General features: G+C 57.5%; 16 protein-coding genes. 11 read left to right on the top strand and 5 right to left on the bottom strand.

Going from position 1 to position 19,579, the window contains the following annotated elements:
- Positions 1–65 precede the first annotated feature (65 nt).
- The gene (gene nusB, locus B1C80_RS12765; protein ID WP_077921498.1) at positions 66–1,202 is read right to left on the bottom strand and encodes a transcription antitermination factor NusB; all 1,137 of its coding nucleotides are present in this window, start codon (positions 1,200–1,202) and stop codon (positions 66–68) included.
- A gap of 157 nt (positions 1,203–1,359) precedes the next feature.
- Here nusB and B1C80_RS12760 point away from each other — a divergent pair, with 157 nt between their 5' ends.
- From B1C80_RS12760 to B1C80_RS12740, 5 genes are all read left to right on the top strand, one after another.
- On the top strand, positions 1,360–2,034 hold the full coding sequence (locus tag B1C80_RS12760; RefSeq protein ID WP_077921496.1) for a DUF4190 domain-containing protein: 675 nt from the start codon (positions 1,360–1,362) through the stop codon (positions 2,032–2,034).
- A 54-nt stretch (positions 2,035–2,088) separates the two neighbouring features.
- The gene (locus tag B1C80_RS12755; protein WP_077921495.1) at positions 2,089–3,870 is read left to right on the top strand and encodes an ABC transporter ATP-binding protein; all 1,782 of its coding nucleotides are present in this window, start codon (positions 2,089–2,091) and stop codon (positions 3,868–3,870) included.
- A gap of 235 nt (positions 3,871–4,105) precedes the next feature.
- A complete protein-coding gene (locus B1C80_RS12750; RefSeq protein ID WP_077921493.1) occupies positions 4,106–5,194 on the top strand; it encodes an alpha/beta hydrolase-fold protein in 1,089 nt (362 codons plus the stop codon).
- The gene (locus B1C80_RS12745; RefSeq protein ID WP_077921491.1) at positions 5,191–6,663 is read left to right on the top strand and encodes a M17 family metallopeptidase; all 1,473 of its coding nucleotides are present in this window, start codon (positions 5,191–5,193) and stop codon (positions 6,661–6,663) included. Before B1C80_RS12750 ends, B1C80_RS12745 begins: the two co-directional genes overlap by 4 nt.
- A 51-nt stretch (positions 6,664–6,714) precedes the next feature.
- Positions 6,715–7,926, top strand: coding sequence for an acetyl-CoA carboxylase biotin carboxylase subunit family protein (locus B1C80_RS12740; protein WP_077921489.1), 1,212 nt, complete (start codon positions 6,715–6,717; stop codon positions 7,924–7,926).
- A 24-nt stretch (positions 7,927–7,950) separates the two neighbouring features.
- Here B1C80_RS12740 and B1C80_RS12735 read toward each other — a convergent pair whose 3' ends face one another.
- Together B1C80_RS12735 and B1C80_RS12730 are read right to left on the bottom strand one after the other, a co-directional pair.
- Positions 7,951–8,343 carry a VOC family protein gene (locus tag B1C80_RS12735; RefSeq protein ID WP_077921487.1) on the bottom strand — a complete coding sequence of 131 codons (393 nt, stop codon included), beginning with the start codon at positions 8,341–8,343 and terminating at the stop codon, positions 7,951–7,953.
- Positions 8,344–8,398: 55 nt separating this feature from the next.
- Positions 8,399–9,757 carry a neutral/alkaline non-lysosomal ceramidase N-terminal domain-containing protein gene (locus B1C80_RS12730; protein WP_077921486.1) on the bottom strand — a complete coding sequence of 453 codons (1,359 nt, stop codon included), beginning with the start codon at positions 9,755–9,757 and terminating at the stop codon, positions 8,399–8,401.
- 537 nt (positions 9,758–10,294) lie between these two features.
- Here B1C80_RS12730 and B1C80_RS12725 point away from each other — a divergent pair.
- The 4 genes from B1C80_RS12725 to B1C80_RS12710 all read left to right on the top strand — a co-directional run bounded on the left by B1C80_RS12725 (position 10,295) and on the right by B1C80_RS12710 (position 14,863).
- Positions 10,295–11,596 carry an MFS transporter gene (locus tag B1C80_RS12725; RefSeq protein ID WP_077921480.1) on the top strand — a complete coding sequence of 434 codons (1,302 nt, stop codon included), beginning with the start codon at positions 10,295–10,297 and terminating at the stop codon, positions 11,594–11,596.
- A gap of 196 nt (positions 11,597–11,792) precedes the next feature.
- Positions 11,793–14,249: a bifunctional aspartate kinase/homoserine dehydrogenase I gene (thrA, locus tag B1C80_RS12720; protein WP_077921478.1), complete on the top strand. Its 2,457-nt coding sequence runs from the start codon at positions 11,793–11,795 to the stop codon at positions 14,247–14,249.
- A 27-nt stretch (positions 14,250–14,276) separates the two neighbouring features.
- The gene (locus B1C80_RS12715; protein ID WP_077921477.1) at positions 14,277–14,513 is read left to right on the top strand and encodes a DUF433 domain-containing protein; all 237 of its coding nucleotides are present in this window, start codon (positions 14,277–14,279) and stop codon (positions 14,511–14,513) included.
- Complete coding sequence (locus tag B1C80_RS12710) at positions 14,510–14,863, top strand: DUF5615 family PIN-like protein (protein ID WP_077921475.1); 354 nt, start codon at positions 14,510–14,512, stop codon at positions 14,861–14,863. The genes B1C80_RS12715 and B1C80_RS12710 overlap by 4 nt, the downstream gene beginning before the upstream one ends.
- 59 nt (positions 14,864–14,922) lie before the next feature.
- Here B1C80_RS12710 and B1C80_RS12705 read toward each other — a convergent pair whose 3' ends face one another.
- Positions 14,923–15,792, bottom strand: coding sequence for a hypothetical protein (locus tag B1C80_RS12705; RefSeq protein WP_139361647.1), 870 nt, complete (start codon positions 15,790–15,792; stop codon positions 14,923–14,925).
- Positions 15,793–15,888: 96 nt separating this feature from the next.
- Between B1C80_RS12705 and B1C80_RS12700 the strand changes: the two genes are divergently transcribed.
- Both B1C80_RS12700 and B1C80_RS12695 read left to right on the top strand, forming a co-directional pair.
- Positions 15,889–17,475, top strand: a complete 1,587-nt coding sequence (locus B1C80_RS12700) for an McrB family protein (RefSeq protein WP_077921471.1) — start codon at positions 15,889–15,891, stop codon at positions 17,473–17,475.
- Positions 17,476–17,613: 138 nt separating this feature from the next.
- Positions 17,614–18,645, top strand: coding sequence for a galactitol-1-phosphate 5-dehydrogenase (locus tag B1C80_RS12695; protein WP_077921470.1), 1,032 nt, complete (start codon positions 17,614–17,616; stop codon positions 18,643–18,645).
- Between the two features lie 45 nt (positions 18,646–18,690).
- Here the strand turns inward: B1C80_RS12695 and B1C80_RS12690 are convergent, their stop codons facing one another.
- Positions 18,691–19,170, bottom strand: a complete 480-nt coding sequence (locus B1C80_RS12690) for an energy transducer TonB (protein ID WP_161492755.1) — start codon at positions 19,168–19,170, stop codon at positions 18,691–18,693.
- Between the last annotated feature and the right edge of the window lie 409 nt (positions 19,171–19,579).

Here is a 19,579-nt window from a genome sequence, read left to right as displayed (position 1 = left end):
CAGCGCCATTTGGTCGGCCGGTAGCAAACCGAAAACCGAAGCCGGAAAACGCAGTAACGATACGCTTATTTGTTATCCAGCAAGCCCCGTCCGCTCTTGCGAAGGCGACCCGACGCTTGGAGTTTTTCGGACAGGTTATCCAGAATTCCGTTGACAAACTTACCGCTTTTGGGCGTACTATAGGCCTTAGCCAGTTCGATATATTCGTTAATGGTAACTTTGATCGGTATGTTGGGGAAACTCAATAGCTCACACACAGCGAGTTTCAGAATGATCCGATCCAGCAGGGCTACCCGCTCCACATCCCAGTTCTGAAGCTGTTCGGCCAGGAGTTGTTCGTAGTCGGCATCGTTTTGCAGCGACTGCTCGAACAGCGTGTTCAGAAACCGCTCGTCTTCGTCCCAGTCGTCGGTGAGGGGTTCGAGTTGCAGACCCGTAGGGCTCTGCACCGACTTAAGGGTCCGGATGGCCAGCCCCCGCACCACCTCGCTGTTTTCGGTCCAGCTCAGGTCGATCTCGGCCAGGTGATCGCGGATGGTTTCGTGCTTGAAAATCAGCGAACGCAGGACATACTGAGCCAGCGCCTGGTCTTCTTCCGTCGTATGGGTACGCTGGGCGCAGTAGGCCCGGTAGGTATCGTCGGTTTTCAACGCTTCCCGCAGTGCCTTGCGAACAAAGCCCAGGTCTTCGGTCCACGACACCCCGTGCCGCACCGCTTCATTCCGCAACGGCTGATGGTCGGCCAGCGCCTGAATAACGGTATTGTCGTTGAGGGTCGACTCGAACGGGAAAGGCGCTTCGTCTACATCGCGATACTGGCGTTCGCTGTCGATGCGGGCCGCGTGGGCCAGTTCAACCAGCAGCAGCAGCACCCGCAGGTAGTCGTCGTAAATACCGTTCACCTGCTTGATCATCATTTGCGCCAGGTGCTGCCGGTCTTTCTTGGTCCGAATCCGGTAGAAGACCAGACCGTCGTTGGCCGCTTTGATCACCTTGGTCGGTGCATCGTCGTCCTGAGCGGGCTGATCGGTTTTAATGGCTTCCTCGAACAGCAGGCCGGCCAGTTTCCGGTACCCTTCGAGCTGCCGCTTGTTTTGCGGCTCCATCGAGTTCAGGTCGGGCTGAAACAAGTCGTCGATACCGTCGAGAGCCAATTGCTGGTTTGAAGATTCAGCCTGCCGAAGCGCATAGAGCGCCTGCATGACCTTGATTCGGAGTAATCGCCTGTTCAACATCCGCCTTACACTAGTTATTCTACCGATAAAAAAAGAACTGTCGTATGAATTGCAAAAATACGGCCTATTCCGTAGTTTTCCCAATCACTGCCGTTCTATGAACTAACCTATACCTTCCTTCCTTATGTTCCTGTTTACCCGACGAGCCCGCGGTTTGCGAACCGTTGCTGCGCTATGTTGCCTGGTTGCCGTAAGCGCCTGCCAGACAACGACCCCCGCTTATTTTCAATCCCAGTCCAACTCCGTCAGCCAACTGGCTGCTCCGGAACTTCTGACGGCCCCGACCGATTCGCTGCCCAAGTCTACCCCTTCCAACGCCCTGACTTCGCCCGATGATAAACCGGCTGTCGTACTGGCAACAGCTTCTGCGCCTGTGGGAGCTTCTGGTAAACGACCCGTCCGGCATCTCAACCCCGAAGGTCGCTCCCGGCGGCAGATCCGGCGGCTGATCGATCTGATGCCGATGGCGCACGTGCCGGTGCATACCGAACAGATCGACCGCCATAGTCCGGTCCGGAAAACCCACCCGATGGGACTGGCGGCCCTGGGGCTGGCCGTGTTATCCTACGGCTCGCTGCTGGTGGGCGGCAGCACGCTGCTCTGGGTCCTGAGTCTGGTATTCCCGCTGGCGGCCGTGCTGATGGGTGTCGCCAGTCTGACGGCTATTCACCGCAACCGGGATCGGTATCGGGGTAAAGGCTGGGCCATGGCGGCTATTGTTGTCGGCACCGGAGCTATGGGGCTGGCCCTGGTTGCGGTAGCGGCCCTGTCGGTATCCCGGGTTGTGTGGGAGAAATAGTGCAACCTTTTGACCTACCCTGTCGTTAGCCCATAAACGCAGTTTGGCTGTCTTGTGAAAGCACTTTCCTATCTCAATAAATACCTCCTCAAGTATAAGTGGTACCTGATTCTGGGGGGCGTATTTACCATTATTTCCAACCTGTTTGGCATTTTTCCGGCGCAGCTGGTGCGGTATGCGCTCGACCTCGTTCGCGAAACGCTCGACATCTATTATCTCTACGACCAGTCGCCGTTACAGGCTTCGCTCTATGACGTCTTCGCGTTTAGCCTGCTGCTGTTTGCGGGTGGAACGCTGGTGCTGGCGCTGCTGAAGGGCTTTTTCCTGTTTCTGGTCCGGCAAACGCTGATCGTGATGTCGCGCCATGTTGAGTACGACCTCAAAAACGAAATTTACGATCACTACCAGACCCTGCCACTGAGTTTTTACCGGCAGCACAACACCGGCGATCTGATGGCCCGTATTTCGGAAGACGTCAGTAAAGTCAGGATGTACGTTGGCCCCAGCATCATGTACGGCCTCAACCTGATCGTGCTGTTCGTGCTGGTCATCACCTACATGGTCAGCATCAACGCCCGCCTGTCGCTGTACGTGCTGCTGCCACTGCCCATACTATCGGTAGCCATCTATCTGGTCAACAACATCATTATCCGTCGTTCGGAGGAGATTCAGCGGTCGCTGTCGCGGCTGTCGACCTACGTGCAGGAGGCTTTTTCGGGCATACGGGTGCTGAAGGCGTTTGTACAGGAGCAGAACTCAGCCGCCAAATTCGAGCTGGAGAGCGACGAGTACCGGCAGAAATCCCTCAGCCTGACGCGGGTCGATTCGCTGTTTTTCCCCATTGTGGCCATTCTAGTGGGGCTGAGCAATATTCTGGTCGTTTACGTTGGCGGGCAGGAGATTCTGGCGGGTCGGCTGACGCCCGGTAACATCACCGAGTTTATCCTGTACGTGAACATGCTGACCTGGCCGGTCATGGCGCTCGGCTGGACAACGAGCCAGACCCAGCGGGCCGCAGCCTCGCAGGAGCGGATCAACGAGTTTCTGCGCATCAAAACCGACATCGTTTCGCAGAAGGACGTGAAGCGCGAGATCGCGGGCGGCATCGAGTTCAAAAACGTTCGGTTCGTGTACCCCGATTCAGGCATCGTAGCCATCAAAAACTTCTCGATGCGCGTACGGGCGGGTGAAACCGTGGCGATCCTGGGCACAACCGGCTCGGGCAAAACGACGCTGGCCAACCTGCTGACGCGGATGTACGACGTCTCGTCGGGTGAGATCCGGATCGATGGAGTGCCGCTGAAAGACTATAACCTGACCAGCGTTCGGGAGCAGATGGGCTACGTACCGCAGGATGTGTTCCTCTTCTCCGATACCATTAGCGACAACGTACGGTTCGGCAAACCCAACCTGCCCCAGGAACGGGTCGAGCAGGCCATTCGCGATGCCGACCTTTACCAGAACGTAATCGAGTTTCCGGAGCAGTTCGACACCCGCGTGGGCGAGCGGGGCGTTACCCTCTCGGGCGGTCAGAAACAGCGGCTGAGCATTGCCCGCGCCATTGCCCGCGATCCTAAAATCCTGATTCTTGACGACTGTCTGTCGGCGGTCGATACCAACACCGAAAATATCATTCTCAACAACCTCCGGCGCATCATGGCCGACCGGACTTCGGTGGTTATTTCGCACCGCGTCTCATCGGCTAAACTCGCCGACTACATCATCATGCTCGACGAGGGCGAGATCGTTGAAGAAGGCACCCATACCGAGCTGATCAGCCGCAACGGCGCCTATCGCGAGCTCTACGAAAAGCAGCTGCAGACCGAGGAGGTTTAAGTGATTTACGAACTATGATGTACGGCAGGGCGGAGGTATTTCGGTATCTTCGCCCATACTGTTTGCAACAAAAGCGCCCGCGTGCTGCGGTGCCCTAAGTTGTTTGGCCATAGCTCGGGCTTACCTAGCCTATTAGGGGAGGCCGACGGGAGCCAGACCCTTACAATAGTTTCTGCGCTGGTGTTTAAACCCAGGGTTCTGAAACAAAACGCCCCCGGTTTTGGATTCTGACAGTATGCCGAATCAACTACGACTGGAATTATTTACACCCGTTCATGACGACCGACCCGTGTTTGTGTCGGGCTCGTTCAACGACTGGAATCCCGCCGATGAGGCCTTCCGGATGCAGCCCGACGGCGAAGGGCAGTACACGTTCACGTTCCCGGCCGATCGGTCGCTGCCCGAAACGGTTGATTATAAATACACCAAAGGCGGCTGGGATCATGTCGAACTGAGTTCGGCGGGAGAGGGTGTACCGAACCGGACTACGGGCTCGCGGCCCCATGCCGAACCCGATATCGTACCCCACTGGCGGTGGTTCGGGCAGGCGTTCAACCCCGAATTTCTGCCAAAACAGGTCGGGGAAGAATTTCACCTGCCCCAGCTCGACACCAACCGCCGGGTAACGGTCCTGCTGCCGCATGACTACGAAAATCATCCGGACAAGCGCTACCCGGTGCTGTACATGAACGACGGACAGAACCTGCTGGGCGAGGGCGTCGGCTACGGCAGCTGGCGCGTAGAAGAAAAAATGGCGATGCTGGCCAGTCGACGGCGCCATGATCTGATTATCGTTACCATCGATCATGGCGAAGCGCAGCGCCTGCAGGAGTACACCGTCGAGAAAACCCGCATGGCCGGTCGGGCGCGTGGCCGTGATTACCTCAAGTTCATTCGCGACACGCTCAAACCGACTGTCGACGCTAATCTGCGCACGTTGCCCGATGCTGAACATACCGGTATCGGTGGCAGTTCACTCGGTGGCCTGATCAGCGTGTATGCGGGGCTGATGCACCCCGATGTATTTGGGCGGCTGATGGTTTTCTCGCCCTCGCTCTGGATTTCACCGAAAATCTACTTCGATGCCATTCGGTTCAAGGCGCCCGTGCCGATGCGGGTGTTTGTATACGGGGGCGCGGCCGAGTCGAAATACATGGTGCCTAATCTCGAACGGTTCAAAGAGTCGCTCGTGAAGCAGCAATATGGCGGCAACCCCATCGATATGTATTTGTCTATCTACCCCGACGGCACCCACGAAGAGGTTCACTGGAGTCGTGAGTTTCCGCGGGCTGTTGAGTGGTTATTTCACGGAGAACACCCATGATTATTGCCTACACGACCCAGGCGCCCACCACCGGCGACCGTATCATTCCCCTTGTACAAACCGATTCGCTGGCCGGTCGGCTGGCGCAACTGGCCGACGAGCTGGCTGTTCCTGCCGATGTGCTGCAGCGTGATTGTAAGGCCGACGCCCGAGAAGTCGTGTCGGTCTACGGTCCCGGCGGTACCAAAACCTACCTGCTCGGGCTGGGCAAAAACCCGCAGGCTATGGACTGGCTGCGGGCCTTTCGCAAACTCATTTTCGATCAGAAAGCGAGACTGTCTGAGCAGGTGCGGGTAGACCTGGTCGATGCCGACGAGGCTACCGTAGAAGCGGTGGTGCTGGGTATACGCGCGGGGACCTATGACCTGCGGCTGTTTCAGACCGACAAGCCCGAACTGCCCGCCTTCCTGACCGATGCCGGTCGGCTGACGCTGGTAGTGGCGTCCGAGCGGCAGGAGGCCGTACAGACGGCCCTGAACCGGGCCGAAATCATCGCGCAGACGACCCGTCAGATGCTCGATCTGATGAACGCCCCCGCCAACCTGAAATCGCCCGGGCGGCTGGGCGACTGGGCCCTGGCGTCGGGTCGGGACCATGGCTACGCGGTAACGGTGCTGAACCGGGCCGAACTCGAACGTCAGGGACTGAACGCGTTGCTCAGCGTGGCGCAGGGCAGTGACGTGCCGCCCGTACTGATCGTGGCCGAATACAAACCCGAAGGCGTAGACAAGGCGCCGACGGTCGGGCTGGTCGGCAAGGGCGTTACCTTCGATACGGGGGGCGTTTCAATCAAGGATTCGGCCAATATGCACCTGATGAAAAGCGATATGGGCGGAGCAGCCGCCGTGCTGGGAACGGTAGAGGTGGCCGCCAGACTCGGTCTTCCTGTTCACCTGATCGGTATCGTACCCGCCACCGAAAACTCGACCGATGGCCGTTCTACCAAGCCGGGGGATGTCATTACGGCCTATAGCGGAAAAACCATCGAGGTGATCGACACCGATGCCGAAGGGCGGGTAATTCTGGCCGACGGGCTGGGCTACATGCTCCGCCATTACCAGCCCGATGTGCTGATCGACCTCGCCACGCTGACCGGTAGTGTGATCGGTACGCTGGGTTACCACGCGGCCGGCCTGTTTTCGAATAACGACGAGCTGGCCAGCCAGCTTACTGCCTCGGCCGACCGCACCGGCGAACGACTCTGGCGCCTGCCCATCTGGGATGTGTACAAAGACGACATCCGATCAGACGTGGCCGATGTGAAAAATTTTCATGGCAAACCCATCAACGGGGCCATTGCAGCGGCTAAATTCCTGGAGGTGTTTACCGAAGGGCATCCGGCCTGGGCGCACCTGGATATTGCCGGTATGGCCTTTGCCGATACCGAATTTGGCTCGCAGAAAAACGCAACGGGTTATGGGATTCGGCTGCTAATTGATTACTTGCGTACAATATCGACCAACGGCTGAGCTGGCCGAAAACCGCTCTCAACCTGTTTAGACCCTTAAATCAACGACGCCATGAGTCAGCTATCGTTTCTTTGCATTGCTACCTACTTCAAAGGACAGGAGTTTATGCGGGCCTGTAAGGAGCTGGGCAATACCGTTTATCTGCTCACCGATCAGAAGCTTGAACACGACGCCTGGCCCCGCGAGGCCATCGACGAGTTCTTTTTTCTGCCGTCGCCGAGTAATGCCACGGCCGATCTGGACAATATGCTGATGGGGCTGGCCCATGCGATGCGGGCGCGCCGGATCGACCGGGTCGTAGCGCTGGATGATTTCGACGTCGAGAAAGCCGCGCTTATCCGGGAAACGTTTCGGATCGACGGGATGGGCCAGACAACGGCGCGCTACTTCCGCGACAAGCTGGCCATGCGGATGCGGGCGCAGGCGGCCGGCATCCGGGTGCCGGCCTTCAGCGCCATCTTTCATGATGAAACCGTTACGCAGTTTCTGCAAACCACCGAAGGCCCCTGGCTCATCAAACCGCGCGCCGAAGCCTCGACCACCGGTATCCGGAAAGTGCACTCGCTGGACGAAGCCTGGCAGGTGATTCATACGCTGGGCAACAACCGGCATAACTACCTGATCGAGCAGTTCAGACCAGGTCGGGTATATCACGTCGATTCACTGTCGGTAGAAGGGCGGGCCATGTTCAGCCGCGCCAGCCAGTACCTGGCTACGCCGATGGAGGTAGCGCACGGGGGCGGAGTATTTCGCACCATGACCCTGCCCAACGAGGCCCCCGACACCCAGGCCCTGTACGACATCAACAATTCGGTGCTGGAAGCGTTTGGTATGCGCTACAGCGCGTCGCACTCGGAGTACATCCGGGGCGATCACGACGGCGAACTGTATTTTCTGGAAACGGCCAGCCGGGTGGGGGGCGCACACATTGCCGAGATGGTAGAAGCGGCTTCGGGCGTGAACCTCTGGCGCGAGTGGGCCAAACTCGAAACGGCCATGGCCCGCCACGAGCATTACGTGCCGCCTGTCGATGAGCCCCGCCATGCGGGTCTGATCGTGTCGCTGGCCCGCCAGCAGTGGCCCGATCTGTCGGGTTTTGCCGACGAAGAGGTCTGGTGGCGTATCAACAAGGAATACCATGTCGGGCTCATTATCCGTACCGAAGACCGATCGCGGATTCAGACCCTGCTCGACGACTACATGCACCGTATTTACGCCGACTATCATGCGTCGGCCCCGGTGCCCGATAAGCCAACGAGCTAGCCAACCGGTTGGGCCAGGCGGCTGTCAGGCTACGGGCTCGATCAGATCCCACAGATTACCGTACAGGTCCTCAAAAACGGCGACGGTGCCGTAGGGCATGGTATCGGGCGGGCGAACAAAACGGACGCCCCGGGCCGTCATGGCATGGTAGTCGCGCCAGAAATCATCGGTATGGAGAAACAGGAAAACCCGGCCGCCGGTCTGGTTACCGACGCGGCTCAGCTGCTCGTCGGTATCGGCTTTGGCCAGCAGCAGGGCGCAGGAACCGCTGCCGGGCGGAGCTACCCGCACCCAGCGTTTGGTTTCGCTCAGGGGCGTATCTTCCAGCAGTACAAAATTTAGTTGCTCGGTATAAAACCGGATGGCGTCGTCGTAATCGGCAACAACGAGGGCCATATGGACAAGACGTTGATTCATAAGGTTATTGGTCTGAAGGCCAGCAACGGATTGGTTCGCTGACTCGTCGGCTTCGTTAGTCCGCTTTTTGGATCAGTCCCGTCATCATTTCTTTGAAGTAGTCGCCGTTATACGGGCCAAACCAGTTCATGTCGCGGGTTTCGTAGGTCGTTCGGTTGTAATACCGGTCGGGCGTGACGTAGCCGATGTAGCCGCCGTTGAAGCTGGTAACGAGCAGGTTGAGGCCCTTCCGACGGGCCACGGGCTGTAGTTCCGCAGCCAGTTCGCCCGAGAAATCGCAGGGGGTGCTGACGAGTACGGTTGGGCCGATCCGCAGCGCTTTCAGGTCGGATGGGTAGTCGCCGTAGAGGGCGTAGAAGAGCCACGGCCGCACGCGCCAGTTGCCGATGATACGGGGGTGCGGTTCGCGCAAACCGAGTGGGAGCGTCAGCAGCGCCAGCGTCGAGTCAGAGCGGGACTGGATGGCAGGAACGGTACGCTCGATGCGCAGGGCCAGATCACCGGCATAATTACGAATCTCCTGAAAATCGGTGGTGCCGCGTGCCTGCGGACCCGTACTGCCGACCGGTCCGGCCAGAAACAGGGCAAACGTAGCTGCCTTCTTCTCCAGCCGGTCGACCAGGGAGCCCGGATAATCGCGGCTGAGGTAATCGCCATTGTCGCCGTTGAAGAGGGTCGCGTGGCCCGCAAAGGAACACAGCAGGGCCGAGGTGCCGTCGGCTTTTTGCAGCTTCACGAGCCGGATGGCCCCATCGAGCGGACCCGTTGGTCCCGAGAAACCGATGCGGTTGTAGATATGGTCCGTGGCGTCGGTCTGGCCGTAGCCGATCTGTACGGGGGCCAGACTGGCCTGCGCCTGTCGAATGGCTGTAAGAACACCGTCGGTGATTCGGCCGACCAGCTTTTCGTCATACCCCCCGGCGATTAACTGACCCACCAGCCCCGGCGCCCAGCCACCTACGCTGTTGTGGGAGTGAATAGCCCCTGTATAGATATTCTCCCAGCGCAGCCCGACCTCGGGTAAGCGTTTTTTGAGCTGTTCCACCACCGTAGGGGGCGTAATGAGCAGATCCAGCGCTACAATGGCCACGCGGTTGCTGCCGTTATCGAGAACGATGGCGCGGGCGTAAATCGAGTCGCTCACCACCCGCCAGTGACGGCCGCGCCGTTCGCCGTAGCCGCCGGTGGGGGTGGTATAGGGTGGGGTAATGTTGGCTTTGGCCCAGCCCGCCCGGATCGCGGTTCTGGCCGGGGCGGGCGCAGGGAGCTGAGCCAGCCGCTGCCGGGTCTGCGTATAGTAGGGCATCTGCCGGTAAGGCGTATCATCGACCGGAACCAGGCCGATGGCCAGTATAAACACCACAAGCAGAACCAGACCCAGAATGATTCGCAGAATAATACGCACAACCCGCATAGAAGCCTTCAGATAATGAAACCGGGACGCAAGCAACAAAAAAACTGGCGAACCCGAAAACATAAAAAAGGCACCAGGGATACCCCGATGCCTTTCAATACGCTGCCGGTTACCCGGCTCCTCAAACTAACTTCCCTATTACGTTAGTCTCATATACCGAAAACGGGTCTGGCTACGGCCAAAAACCAACGTTCGGTTATTACCAGGGCGTGTGTAACTACACCTGAATTGGCTGGACGAAGATCAGCCAGCTTATGACTGCACCTGTACATACGCTTGGGTTTGTACTTCGGATTTACAAGCGGGAAAAAATTTAAAAAAATACACACCGGCGGGTAAGTAGCCGTTTTAGGGCCTGTTTGAAGACGGGTCCCTATCTGCAAGCGGCAGGGAACGCAGCGAATCTGGTACTATCTGAATGACTTATGTAACTTTTAGGTAAATATGGATTAATACAGCTATGTTTCAAATCAATTAGCCTACTCAATTAGTAGTGTATGGCGTTGGCTGTTTTTACCGGTAGTCGACTGCCTGATTATGCTGAAAAACCGTCGACTCCTGCTCATTTTTGCGATTGTTTTTGTTGATGTCGTTGCTGCCAACGGTCTGGGTGCGCTGATCACCAAATACGTAGTGGCCCTGCCCCTGAAGCCGATGATGCTGACGGGCGGAACCGCGCTGATGCTGGGCATTCAGCTGGCGCTGTCGCCGGCTATCGGTCACTGGTCCGACAAGGCCGGTCGGCGGCCGGTGGCGATTGCGGTTACGATTACATCGTTGATATCCACCCTGTTTCTATGGCCCCTGAAATCCTGGGGATATATCGTAAACCGATCCATGAAAGGCGGCACGAACGGTCTGTACGCTGTGATGCGGTCGGCGGTGGCCGATATTGCGCCGAAAGAGAAACTGCTGAACTGGTCGGGGGTGCTGAGTTTTATGGTTGGTGCCGGCTCGGCGGTAGGGGGTATGGTAACGGCTATTTTGCTGTACCTGTCGCCCGAGGCTCGTATCGATGCCATGCCAACCGTTATCGTACTGACCGCGCTGGGGGTGCTGAATATCGGGCTGGCCCTCTGCTTCAAAGAGACCAACGACGAAGCCGGTCAGGAGAAGCCCGAATTCAAAGCCATTGCCACCAAAGCCCTCAACGCGCTGAAAGTCATTACGCTCTGGCGCCAGCTCGACGAGTCGGAGAAAGAGGTGCCGGGTATCAAGCCGCTCTTCATCCTGAACATGCTGGCTACCCTCGGTTTCGGTTATTACGCGTTTTTTCTGGCTTTTCTGACCCAGAGTGATCTAAACATGGGTCCGCTCGATACGGCCTATTTCTTTACGTATTTCGGTCTGCTGGCGTTTATCTCCAACTACATTTTCTTCGAGTACATCGTCCACCGCATCAATAAGCGCAAGGCCATCTTTTTCATCGTAGGTACCAGTGTTCTGTTGCAGATCGGCTACATGTTCTCCGAATCGTCGGTAACGCTGCTGTACATCATTGCCGGTATCGACGCCGTGGTGGTATCGCTCATCGGTGGCCTGATCGGGGCCATGCTTTCGGTCGTAACCAAAGAAGGGGGGGGGCAGGGCGAGGTCTTCGGTAACATTCAGGCGCTGGGCGGAGTGGCCAGTTTCGTGACGGCGCTGGTGAATAGTTTATTATCGGGGGTAAGCATGATCGCTCCGTTTATCTTTTGCGCGCTGAGTTCGCTGGTTGTGCTCTGGTGGACGATGCGCCTGCCCGACGATGCCCGAAAATATACCGATCGCATCGAAGCGGACCAGCCCACCGACGAAGACGACGAGCAGCCCCAGGCCATGCAGCCCGCCCGCGCCTGACTCCACGAGCCAATAAGCCCGGCCTCTACGAAAACAGGCCGGGTTTTTGCATGTACACGGCTGGGCAACCCGCCCGCCCGGAGTTTTGCTTATATTTGCTCCCCCAATTACCCTCATCAACGGCTTCCAGAAATTAGTGAGCAGCGATACTCAGAATCGCTCAGTCGCTCAATCACTTAATCGCTCATTGTAAAAAATGCAGGTTCTCAAGTTCGGCGGTACGTCGGTTGGCTCGGTCGAGAGCATCAAACAGGTTCTTCAGATTATTGAACAGCACCGCCAGCAGGGCAATTCGATTGCGGTTGTCTTCTCGGCTATGGGGGGTGTCACCAACCAGCTTATCGAGATTGGCCGGATGGCCACTACCGGCGATACGGACTATATGGAGCTGGTTCGGCGCATCGAAGACCGGCATTTCAATGTAGTGAAAGCGCTGATTCCAGTTAAGGAACAGGGTAAAGTGTTTGCCCATGTTCGCGGTATCATCAATGAGCTGGAAGATCTGCTGCGGGGCGTTTCGCTGATTCGGGAACTGACGCTGCGGACGCACGACCTGATCACCAGTTTTGGCGAGCGTCTGTCGACCACCGTCATTGCCGAAGCGCTGAAAAGCCGCGGGGTACCGGCGCAGTTTCTGGACGCCCGCACGGTCATCAAAACCGACGCGCAGTTTGGCCAGGCCGAGGTAAACTACACGCTGACCAACCAGCTCATTCAGGATCACTTCGCCAAAACCACCGACATTCAGCTGGTTACCGGCTTTATCGGGTCGACGGAGAAAAACGAAACCACCACGCTGGGCCGGGGCGGGTCTGACTATACGGCCAGCATCATCGGAGCCGCGCTGAACGCCATCCTCATCGATATCTGGACCGACGTTGACGGCATGATGACCGCCGACCCGCGCAAGGTGCCGAACGCGTTCAACATACCCACCATCACCTACGCCGAAGCCATGGAGCTGAGCCATTTCGGGGCCAAGGTGATTTATCCGCCCAGCCTGCAACCGGCTTTTGCGCGCAACATCCCGATCCGGGTGCTCAACACGTTTAATCCCGAGCACGAAGGCACGGTGGTCAGTCGCACGGCCGAACGGCGTCAGTACACCATTACGGGTATCTCGAGCATCGATGATATTGCGCTGGTCAACGTACAGGGCTCGGGCATGATTGGCGTGGCGGGTGTATCGGCCAAGCTGTTCGGGATTCTGGCCACCCATAAGATCAGCGTTATTCTGATTTCGCAGGCCTCGTCGGAACACTCGATCTGCTTCGCCATCGACCCGCGCGGAGCCGAGCAGGTCAAACAGATTCTGGACACTGAATTTGCCACCGAGATTGCGCACGGCCATATCGACAGCATCGCGATCGAGCGCGAGCTGTCGGTTATCGCCACCGTGGGTGAAGGAATGCGGAAGTCGTCGGGTATTGCGGGTAAGCTTTTTTCGGTGCTGGGTAAAAACGGGGTCAATATCGTGGCCGTAGCGCAGGGATCGTCGGAGATCAATATTTCGGTCGTGATCAACAAGAACAACCTGTCCAAAGCCCTCAACGCCCTGCACAACATTTTCTTCCAGTCCGAAGCCCGCATGCTGAACTTGTTCATGGTCGGCACGGGCCTGATCGGGAAAGCGCTGCTGAACCAGATTCACGCGCAGACCGATTACCTGAGGCAGGAGAAACTGCTCCGCATCTGCGTCGTTGGCGTGGCCAATACCAAGAAGATGCTGCTCGACGTCAAAGGACTCGAGCTCGACGAGTGGCACGAACGGCAGCTTACCGACGGCGTAACGACCTCACTGCCCGCCTTCATCGAGAAAATAAAGGATTACAACCTCCCCAACTCGGTCTTCATCGACTGCACCTCAGACAAAGACATTGTTCAGCACTACGAATCGCTGCTCGACGCCAACATATCGGTCGTAACGCCCAATAAAGTGGCCAACTCGGGGCCGTATAGCGAGTACCGGCGGCTCCAGCGCACGGCCCTGAACCGGGGCGTGAAGTTTCTCTACGAAACCAATGTTGGCGCGGGTCTGCCCATCATCAACACCGTTCAGGGGCTGATGACGGCCGGTGACCGGTTTTTGAAAATCGAAGCCATCCTGTCGGGTACGCTGTCGTTTATTTTCAACACCTTCCGGCCCGGGTTGTCGTTTGCCGATGTGGTGCGCGAAGCGAAAGAGAAAGGCTATACCGAACCCGACCCCCGCGACGATCTGAGCGGGCAGGACGTAGCCCGGAAAATCCTGATCCTGGCCCGGGAGGCCGGTTTTCCGCTGGAACCCGACGACGTTACGATCAACAACCTGCTGCCGAAAGCCTGCCTGGATGCGCCTACCATTCCGGCCTTTTTCGAGGAGCTGGAGCGCAACAACGACTATTTCGAAAACCTGCTGACCCAGGCCGAAGCGCGGGGCGAGAAACTGCGTTTCGTGGCGGCCTTCGAGAACAATAAAGCCGTTATCGAGCTGCGGTCGGTAGGGCCGGAGCATCCGTTCTATCAGCTGACCGGCGCCGACAATATTGTATCGTTCACCACCGAGCGCTACAAAGAGCGGCCGCTGGTCGTAAAAGGCCCCGGTGCCGGCGCCGAAGTGACGGCTGCGGGCGTCTTCGCCGATGTGGTCAGTATCGGAAGCTATTTGGCGTAACTTGCGTTATCGATAAAAAAAGATAGCATGGAAAATGAGCTGCTTCAGCGAATAACGCTCAATCCGGAGATTTGTCATGGAAAGCCAACGATCCGTAACAAACGGTATCCTGTTGAGCTGATTCTGGACCTGCTGTCGGCGGGCATGACTCAGTCCGAAATTCTGGCTGATTATCCATCGCTGGAAGAAGACGATATTCGGGCGTGCTTAGTATACGCAAGCCGGCTGACACGCATCAAGAGCATTCATCGAGTGCTGGCATGATCTATCTGGTAGATGCGCAACTGCCGTATTTGCTGGCCGACGTGCTGCGGGAGAAAGGCTACGATGTGATTCATACAGACGATCTGCCTGATAAAGATGAAACCAGCGATAGCGTCATTCGTGAACTGGCAACTCGCCAAAATCGAATTGTAATCACGAAAGACACCGACTTTCAGGATAGTTATTTGCTCTTCAAAAAGCCGCCCCAACTGCTGTTGGTAACCACCGGTAATATAAAGAATCGGAAGTTGCTCGACCTCTTTCGGCAAACAATAGCGGCAATAGATACCTTGTTTGCGCAGCACACGTTCATTGAACTAACAAACGAAGACTTTATCGTTCACGAGTGACGGCTGCTGGCGTCTTCGCCGACGTGGTCAGTATCGGAAGTTATCTGGCCTGAAGCTGTCTACTCGCAGGCGTAGGTGTAGGCCTGGCGGTTTTTTCGGGTAATCGGGTTCGGGTTGCTGGCCTGGTACAGCAGCGACGTTTGTTCCTGCACCAGGAGCTTGCCCGCGTTATCGTAGGTGGGTGCATTGGTAGCCGATTCGCGCAGACTACCCCGAACGCCGTTGGTCAGGCTGTACAGCTTGTATTCTGCCGGTGTTTTCAGGTGCCAGAACCGACCCGGTGCCGAGTCGGCACCCAGCGTCATGGCGATGAGCGTCAGCACCGCCCGTTCGGGGAGGTAATGATAGGGCGACGCATTGGGGCCGGTTGTATAGTCTGTTTCCTGCTCAGGCGTAGCCCCGCCAACCAGCGTAGAGCGGTTGCGTTCCGTAATCAGGTTGCCGGCCTGATCGTAGGTGAAGGTATAGCTCCGTTCGAGGGTGAGCGAATTGTTGGGCAACACCTGCCGGCGCTCGGTAATACTCGCCATCATACCCGCTCCCGTATACGTCATGTCGAAGGTTGAATAAGATACCCCATTGCGGCTGAACGTGGCGCTGAGCGGTTGCGTAGCCGTTGCTGCATAGGTCAGCACCAGTTCGTCGTTAGTATCCCGGCTGACGCGCTCGACCCGGCTGTTGCTCCGTTCCAGCAGAAAACGGCCCTGTACGGTGGTCGACTGTTCGGTTATTTCGGTCAGGGTGCCGTTGGTATAAGCAAAGGTGCGCGACACCAGGTCGGTCAGGGTGCCGTTGCTTTCCAGGAGCTGGTCACTAGTGCTGGTCAGGCGGCAGGTTTCGGACTGGGGAGAAGGGTCTTTTTTACAGGCCAAAAGCCCGATGAGTAAACCGAGCAGGCAAACCAGGGTTTGTATAGATTTAGGAGGCATATTTCGTTGGAAAAGCGTAGGTAAAAGTACATTGAACACATAGGTTAATCAATATTGACACGTTGAAAAGTCGTAGTTTCGCAATTCTGACCGCATATGATCGCCGAAACCCAACAGCAGGCCCTTATTGACCGCATCCGCGACATCGGGCATCCCGAAGCCGTACGTCGGTTCTTCGGGTTGCTGAAGGACCTGATCGATATTGTCAACCTGCCCAATGGCGATGCGCGACTGGCTTTTTCGGTTCGGCGCGAGAAGGCGGCTATCTCGGCCGACGTTAACTTTTTTCAGGCACTGCGCATCCAGAAACCCCGCCGGGGTGAGGTCGAGTACCACCTGACCGTTAAGAAATCGTGTCGCGACCGGCTCAAACGCATCGAAGAGCTGGTGTTTGAGCCGCTGACCGAAAAGTCGGATTACCTGGCCGTACTTATCGGGCAGTCTAACGTACACCTGATTACTAACCCGACGTTGCGGACCTGCTGGGAAGACTGCCTGCTCGAACTCGTTGAAACCAGCAAACGCGGCCCCCACGCCGTTCGGCACAATCCCGACATCTACATCGCGGCCGAAGACGAAGCGCAGCTCAGCGACCTGCTCCGGCTGGCCGACGACCCGACCCTGGGCGAACGGATGCTGAATGGCCAGGCGGTCGAAGAGCCGGAACCGGCTTATGAACCGGATGATCAGCGCAGCCGCCAGCCCCATAACCTGATTCTATTCGGTCCGCCCGGCACCGGCAAAACGTTTGCCCTGCAACCGTATCTGGAGAGGGGGACGTCGAGCCTGATCACCTTTCATCCGTCGTACAGCTACGAAGAGTTCATCGAAGGTATCCGGCCCGAAATTGTTGGTTCGCAGATCAGCTACCGGATCCGGAAGGGTATTTTTTACAAAGCCTGTCTGTCGGCTATTCAGCAGGCTGGCTACGCTACGCTGGCCGACTGCCTGAACGATACGCCCGACAACCGTCGGCAGCGCCTGCAACGGGCCCCGGCCCATTATCTGCTCATCGATGAGGTGAACCGGGCCAATGTAGCCAGCGTGTTCGGGGATCTGATCACGCTGCTCGAGACCGACAAACGGCTCGGCGCGGACCAGGAACTGTGGCTCACGCTGCCCTACTCGCAGGAGCGGTTTGGCGTGCCGCTCAATCTGTACATCATCGGTACGATGAACACCACCGACCGGTCCATTGCGCTGCTCGACATTGCGCTGCGCCGTCGGTTCGCGTTCCGGGAGATGTTGCCCGATCCGGCCGTATTATCGGTCGTGGACGGGGTCGATCTAGCGCAGCTGCTGCGTACTATCAACGAGCGAATCGAATACCTGCTCGATCGCGATCATCAAATTGGACATGCCTATCTGACCGGTGTCGAAACGCTGGCCGGGTTATGTAGTGCGTTCCGCGACCGGATCATACCGCTGTTGCAGGAATATTTTTTCAGCGACTGGGCCAAAATTCAGCTCGTTCTGGGCGACAATCCAGCCTGGGGTAAAGAGCCTGAACACCGGCTGGTCTGGGTAAAGAAAAAATACACCAATGCCAGTGCCGGTAAACTGTTCGGCGAAACCCCCGATACGATGGACGATGTTATAACCTACGAAATCAACCCGAATCTGGCCAGTGGTTCGTTTGATCAGATACCGGCTGAGGCCTTCGTGAAGATTTATCAGAAATAAAACAGCGGCTGTACGGCTCGGGAAAACAATACCTGCGGATTACAAAACCGTCGCCGGCAGATTGCTATAGAAACATTCAGATGGGGAGACGTGAGGGCCGATCTGCCTGCGGTTGCGTCTCTGTAAACAAAGACAAATATGCGCGCGCTCGTTCTTACAGAATACAATCAGTTTGAGCTACAGGATGTGGCTAAACCAACACCCGGTGCCAGCGAAGTACTTGTTCGGGTACAGGCCGTCGGCATCTGCGGGTCCGATGTACACGGTATGGATGGCAGCAGCGGCCGTCGGATTCCGCCCATCGTGATGGGCCACGAAGCCAGCGGCATCATTGCCGAAGTGGGCGCCGACGTACGCGGCTGGGCCACCGGCGACCGGGTTACCTTCGACTCGACCGTATATGCCCTCGACGACTGGTACAGCCGACGCGGCATGTATAACCTCAGCGATGGCCGAGAAGTGGTAGGGGTGTCGACGCCCGAGTTCAAGCGGCAGGGTGCCTTTGCGGAGTACGTGACGGTACCGCAGCATATTCTGTACGCCATTCCAGAGAACGTTACCTTCACCCAGGCCGCGCTGGTCGAGCCGGTAGCCGTCGCGCTCCATGCGCTGAGCCTGACACCCGTTCAGGTGAACGACTCGGCGGTGGTGGTGGGCGCCGGTATGATCGGGCTGTTCGTCATTCAGGCGCTCCGGCTGGCGGGCTGCGGGGCCATTATAGCCATCGACCTGGACGACGACCGGCTGGCGCTGGCCAAATCGCTCGGGGCTACGCATACCATAAATGCCAGATCGGCCGACGTACCTCAGCAGGTACAGGCGCTGACGAACGGGCGCGGGGCCGATGTGTCGTTTGAAGTGGTCGGGGCGGGCCCAACCGTAAAAACGGCGATCGACTGCGTTCGCAAAGGCGCTACGGTTACGCTCGTCGGTAACCTGGCTCCCACGGTCGAGATTCCGTTGCAGGCCGTTGTGACGCGCCAGCTGCGGCTTCAGGGCTCCTGCGCCATCAATGGCGAGTACGAAGCCTCGCTTTCGCTGATTTCGTCGGGTCGTATCAACGTCGACGCTATTCTGAGCGCCGAAGTACCGCTCGCCGAAGGGGCCGACTGGTTCCGGCGGTTATATGCCAAAGAGAAAGGACTGATCAAGGTCGTGCTGAAGCCCTAGTTGCCGGGCGCCGATGAGGCCTTGCTGACCGGATCGTTTCGCCCGTCATTGAGCACGAAAGGTAACCGGGAGTACATAAACACTGGAGACGGCTATTCCTGACCGATGGGCCGGATACCAGCGGGGCATCAGCGCTACGGCTTCAAGAGCGGCACTGTCCAGCAGGGAGCCGCGTGATTTGACGACCTTGAGATCAGTCAGATGACCCGTGGACGTTACCCGAAACCGGACATGGACCGTTCCTTCGATACCCGCCTGCTGGGCCTGATGCGGATAAAACGCCGGATTCTGGAAGTACGCTTCCAGAGCCTGATGCCCGCCCGGGAAAAACGGTTCGTTGGTTACAGGCACGAACTCGTCGGTCGATGGCGACATCGATTGCGAATACGGTACAGGCTCTGGCATGGGAGACATGACGGCAGTTACGTTGTCGGCAGCAGCCGATAGCACCGGGTCCGGTAGCTGGGCGGTGGCTATTGAGCTGAAGAGACTCAGGCAGCCGGCGAGCAAAGAGATGGTTTTCATGGCGAAGTAGTTGTTAAGAGGAAAAACACGGGACATGCGATTCATTTAACCCGTAAACGGGCTGGGCGTAGGGCGAAACAACGAACGGGGGAGAGGAGCGTTGGCAGGGGTGAACCGGACCGGGCCTGCCATCATGCACGGATCAAAGGTCGCCCGAATCGGTTCATAAACCTGTCGCACATGAGTCAATCACTATCACTTTTGGGAAACCCCGGAGGGCTTGCCTGACCGGCAACCGGGGCGGGTACGGAGGTTTATCCACTTTACTGATCGAAACAATGAAAACCGGTTTGCTCATTCTGACCCTGTTACTCCTGGTAACTGCGCTTGGCAGTCTTACCACACCGCGATATAGCTCTCCTGCAGAGGTTAGCCCTATAGCCCTTTGCGGAGCCACGGCAGGGAGCCG

The sequence above is a fragment of the Spirosoma sp. 209 genome (genome assembly GCF_002006735.1).
In the GTDB taxonomy this organism is placed as follows: domain Bacteria; phylum Bacteroidota; class Bacteroidia; order Cytophagales; family Spirosomataceae; genus Spirosoma; species Spirosoma sordidisoli.
The sequence above is the reverse complement of the archived record's forward strand: the minus strand, read 5'-3'. Positions and strand labels throughout refer to the sequence as shown.

Excerpts from the sequence above, each read along its gene's own strand:
- nusB (WP_077921498.1), bottom strand. The coding sequence starts at position 1,202 with ATGCAGGCGCTCTATGCGCTTCGGCAGGCTGAATCTTCAAACCAGCAA.
- B1C80_RS12760 (WP_077921496.1), top strand. The coding sequence starts at position 1,360 with ATGTTCCTGTTTACCCGACGAGCCCGCGGTTTGCGAACCGTTGCTGCG.
- B1C80_RS12750 (WP_077921493.1), top strand. The coding sequence starts at position 4,106 with ATGCCGAATCAACTACGACTGGAATTATTTACACCCGTTCATGACGAC.
- B1C80_RS12745 (WP_077921491.1), top strand. The coding sequence starts at position 5,191 with ATGATTATTGCCTACACGACCCAGGCGCCCACCACCGGCGACCGTATC.
- B1C80_RS12740 (WP_077921489.1), top strand. The coding sequence starts at position 6,715 with ATGAGTCAGCTATCGTTTCTTTGCATTGCTACCTACTTCAAAGGACAG.
- B1C80_RS12735 (WP_077921487.1), bottom strand. The coding sequence starts at position 8,343 with ATGAATCAACGTCTTGTCCATATGGCCCTCGTTGTTGCCGATTACGAC.
- B1C80_RS12730 (WP_077921486.1), bottom strand. The coding sequence starts at position 9,757 with ATGCGGGTTGTGCGTATTATTCTGCGAATCATTCTGGGTCTGGTTCTG.
- B1C80_RS12725 (WP_077921480.1), top strand. The coding sequence starts at position 10,295 with ATGCTGAAAAACCGTCGACTCCTGCTCATTTTTGCGATTGTTTTTGTT.
- thrA (WP_077921478.1), top strand. The coding sequence starts at position 11,793 with ATGCAGGTTCTCAAGTTCGGCGGTACGTCGGTTGGCTCGGTCGAGAGC.
- B1C80_RS12715 (WP_077921477.1), top strand. The coding sequence starts at position 14,277 with ATGGAAAATGAGCTGCTTCAGCGAATAACGCTCAATCCGGAGATTTGT.
- B1C80_RS12710 (WP_077921475.1), top strand. The coding sequence starts at position 14,510 with ATGATCTATCTGGTAGATGCGCAACTGCCGTATTTGCTGGCCGACGTG.
- B1C80_RS12705 (WP_139361647.1), bottom strand. The coding sequence starts at position 15,792 with ATGCCTCCTAAATCTATACAAACCCTGGTTTGCCTGCTCGGTTTACTC.
- B1C80_RS12700 (WP_077921471.1), top strand. The coding sequence starts at position 15,889 with ATGATCGCCGAAACCCAACAGCAGGCCCTTATTGACCGCATCCGCGAC.
- B1C80_RS12695 (WP_077921470.1), top strand. The coding sequence starts at position 17,614 with ATGCGCGCGCTCGTTCTTACAGAATACAATCAGTTTGAGCTACAGGAT.
- B1C80_RS12690 (WP_161492755.1), bottom strand. The coding sequence starts at position 19,170 with ATGAAAACCATCTCTTTGCTCGCCGGCTGCCTGAGTCTCTTCAGCTCA.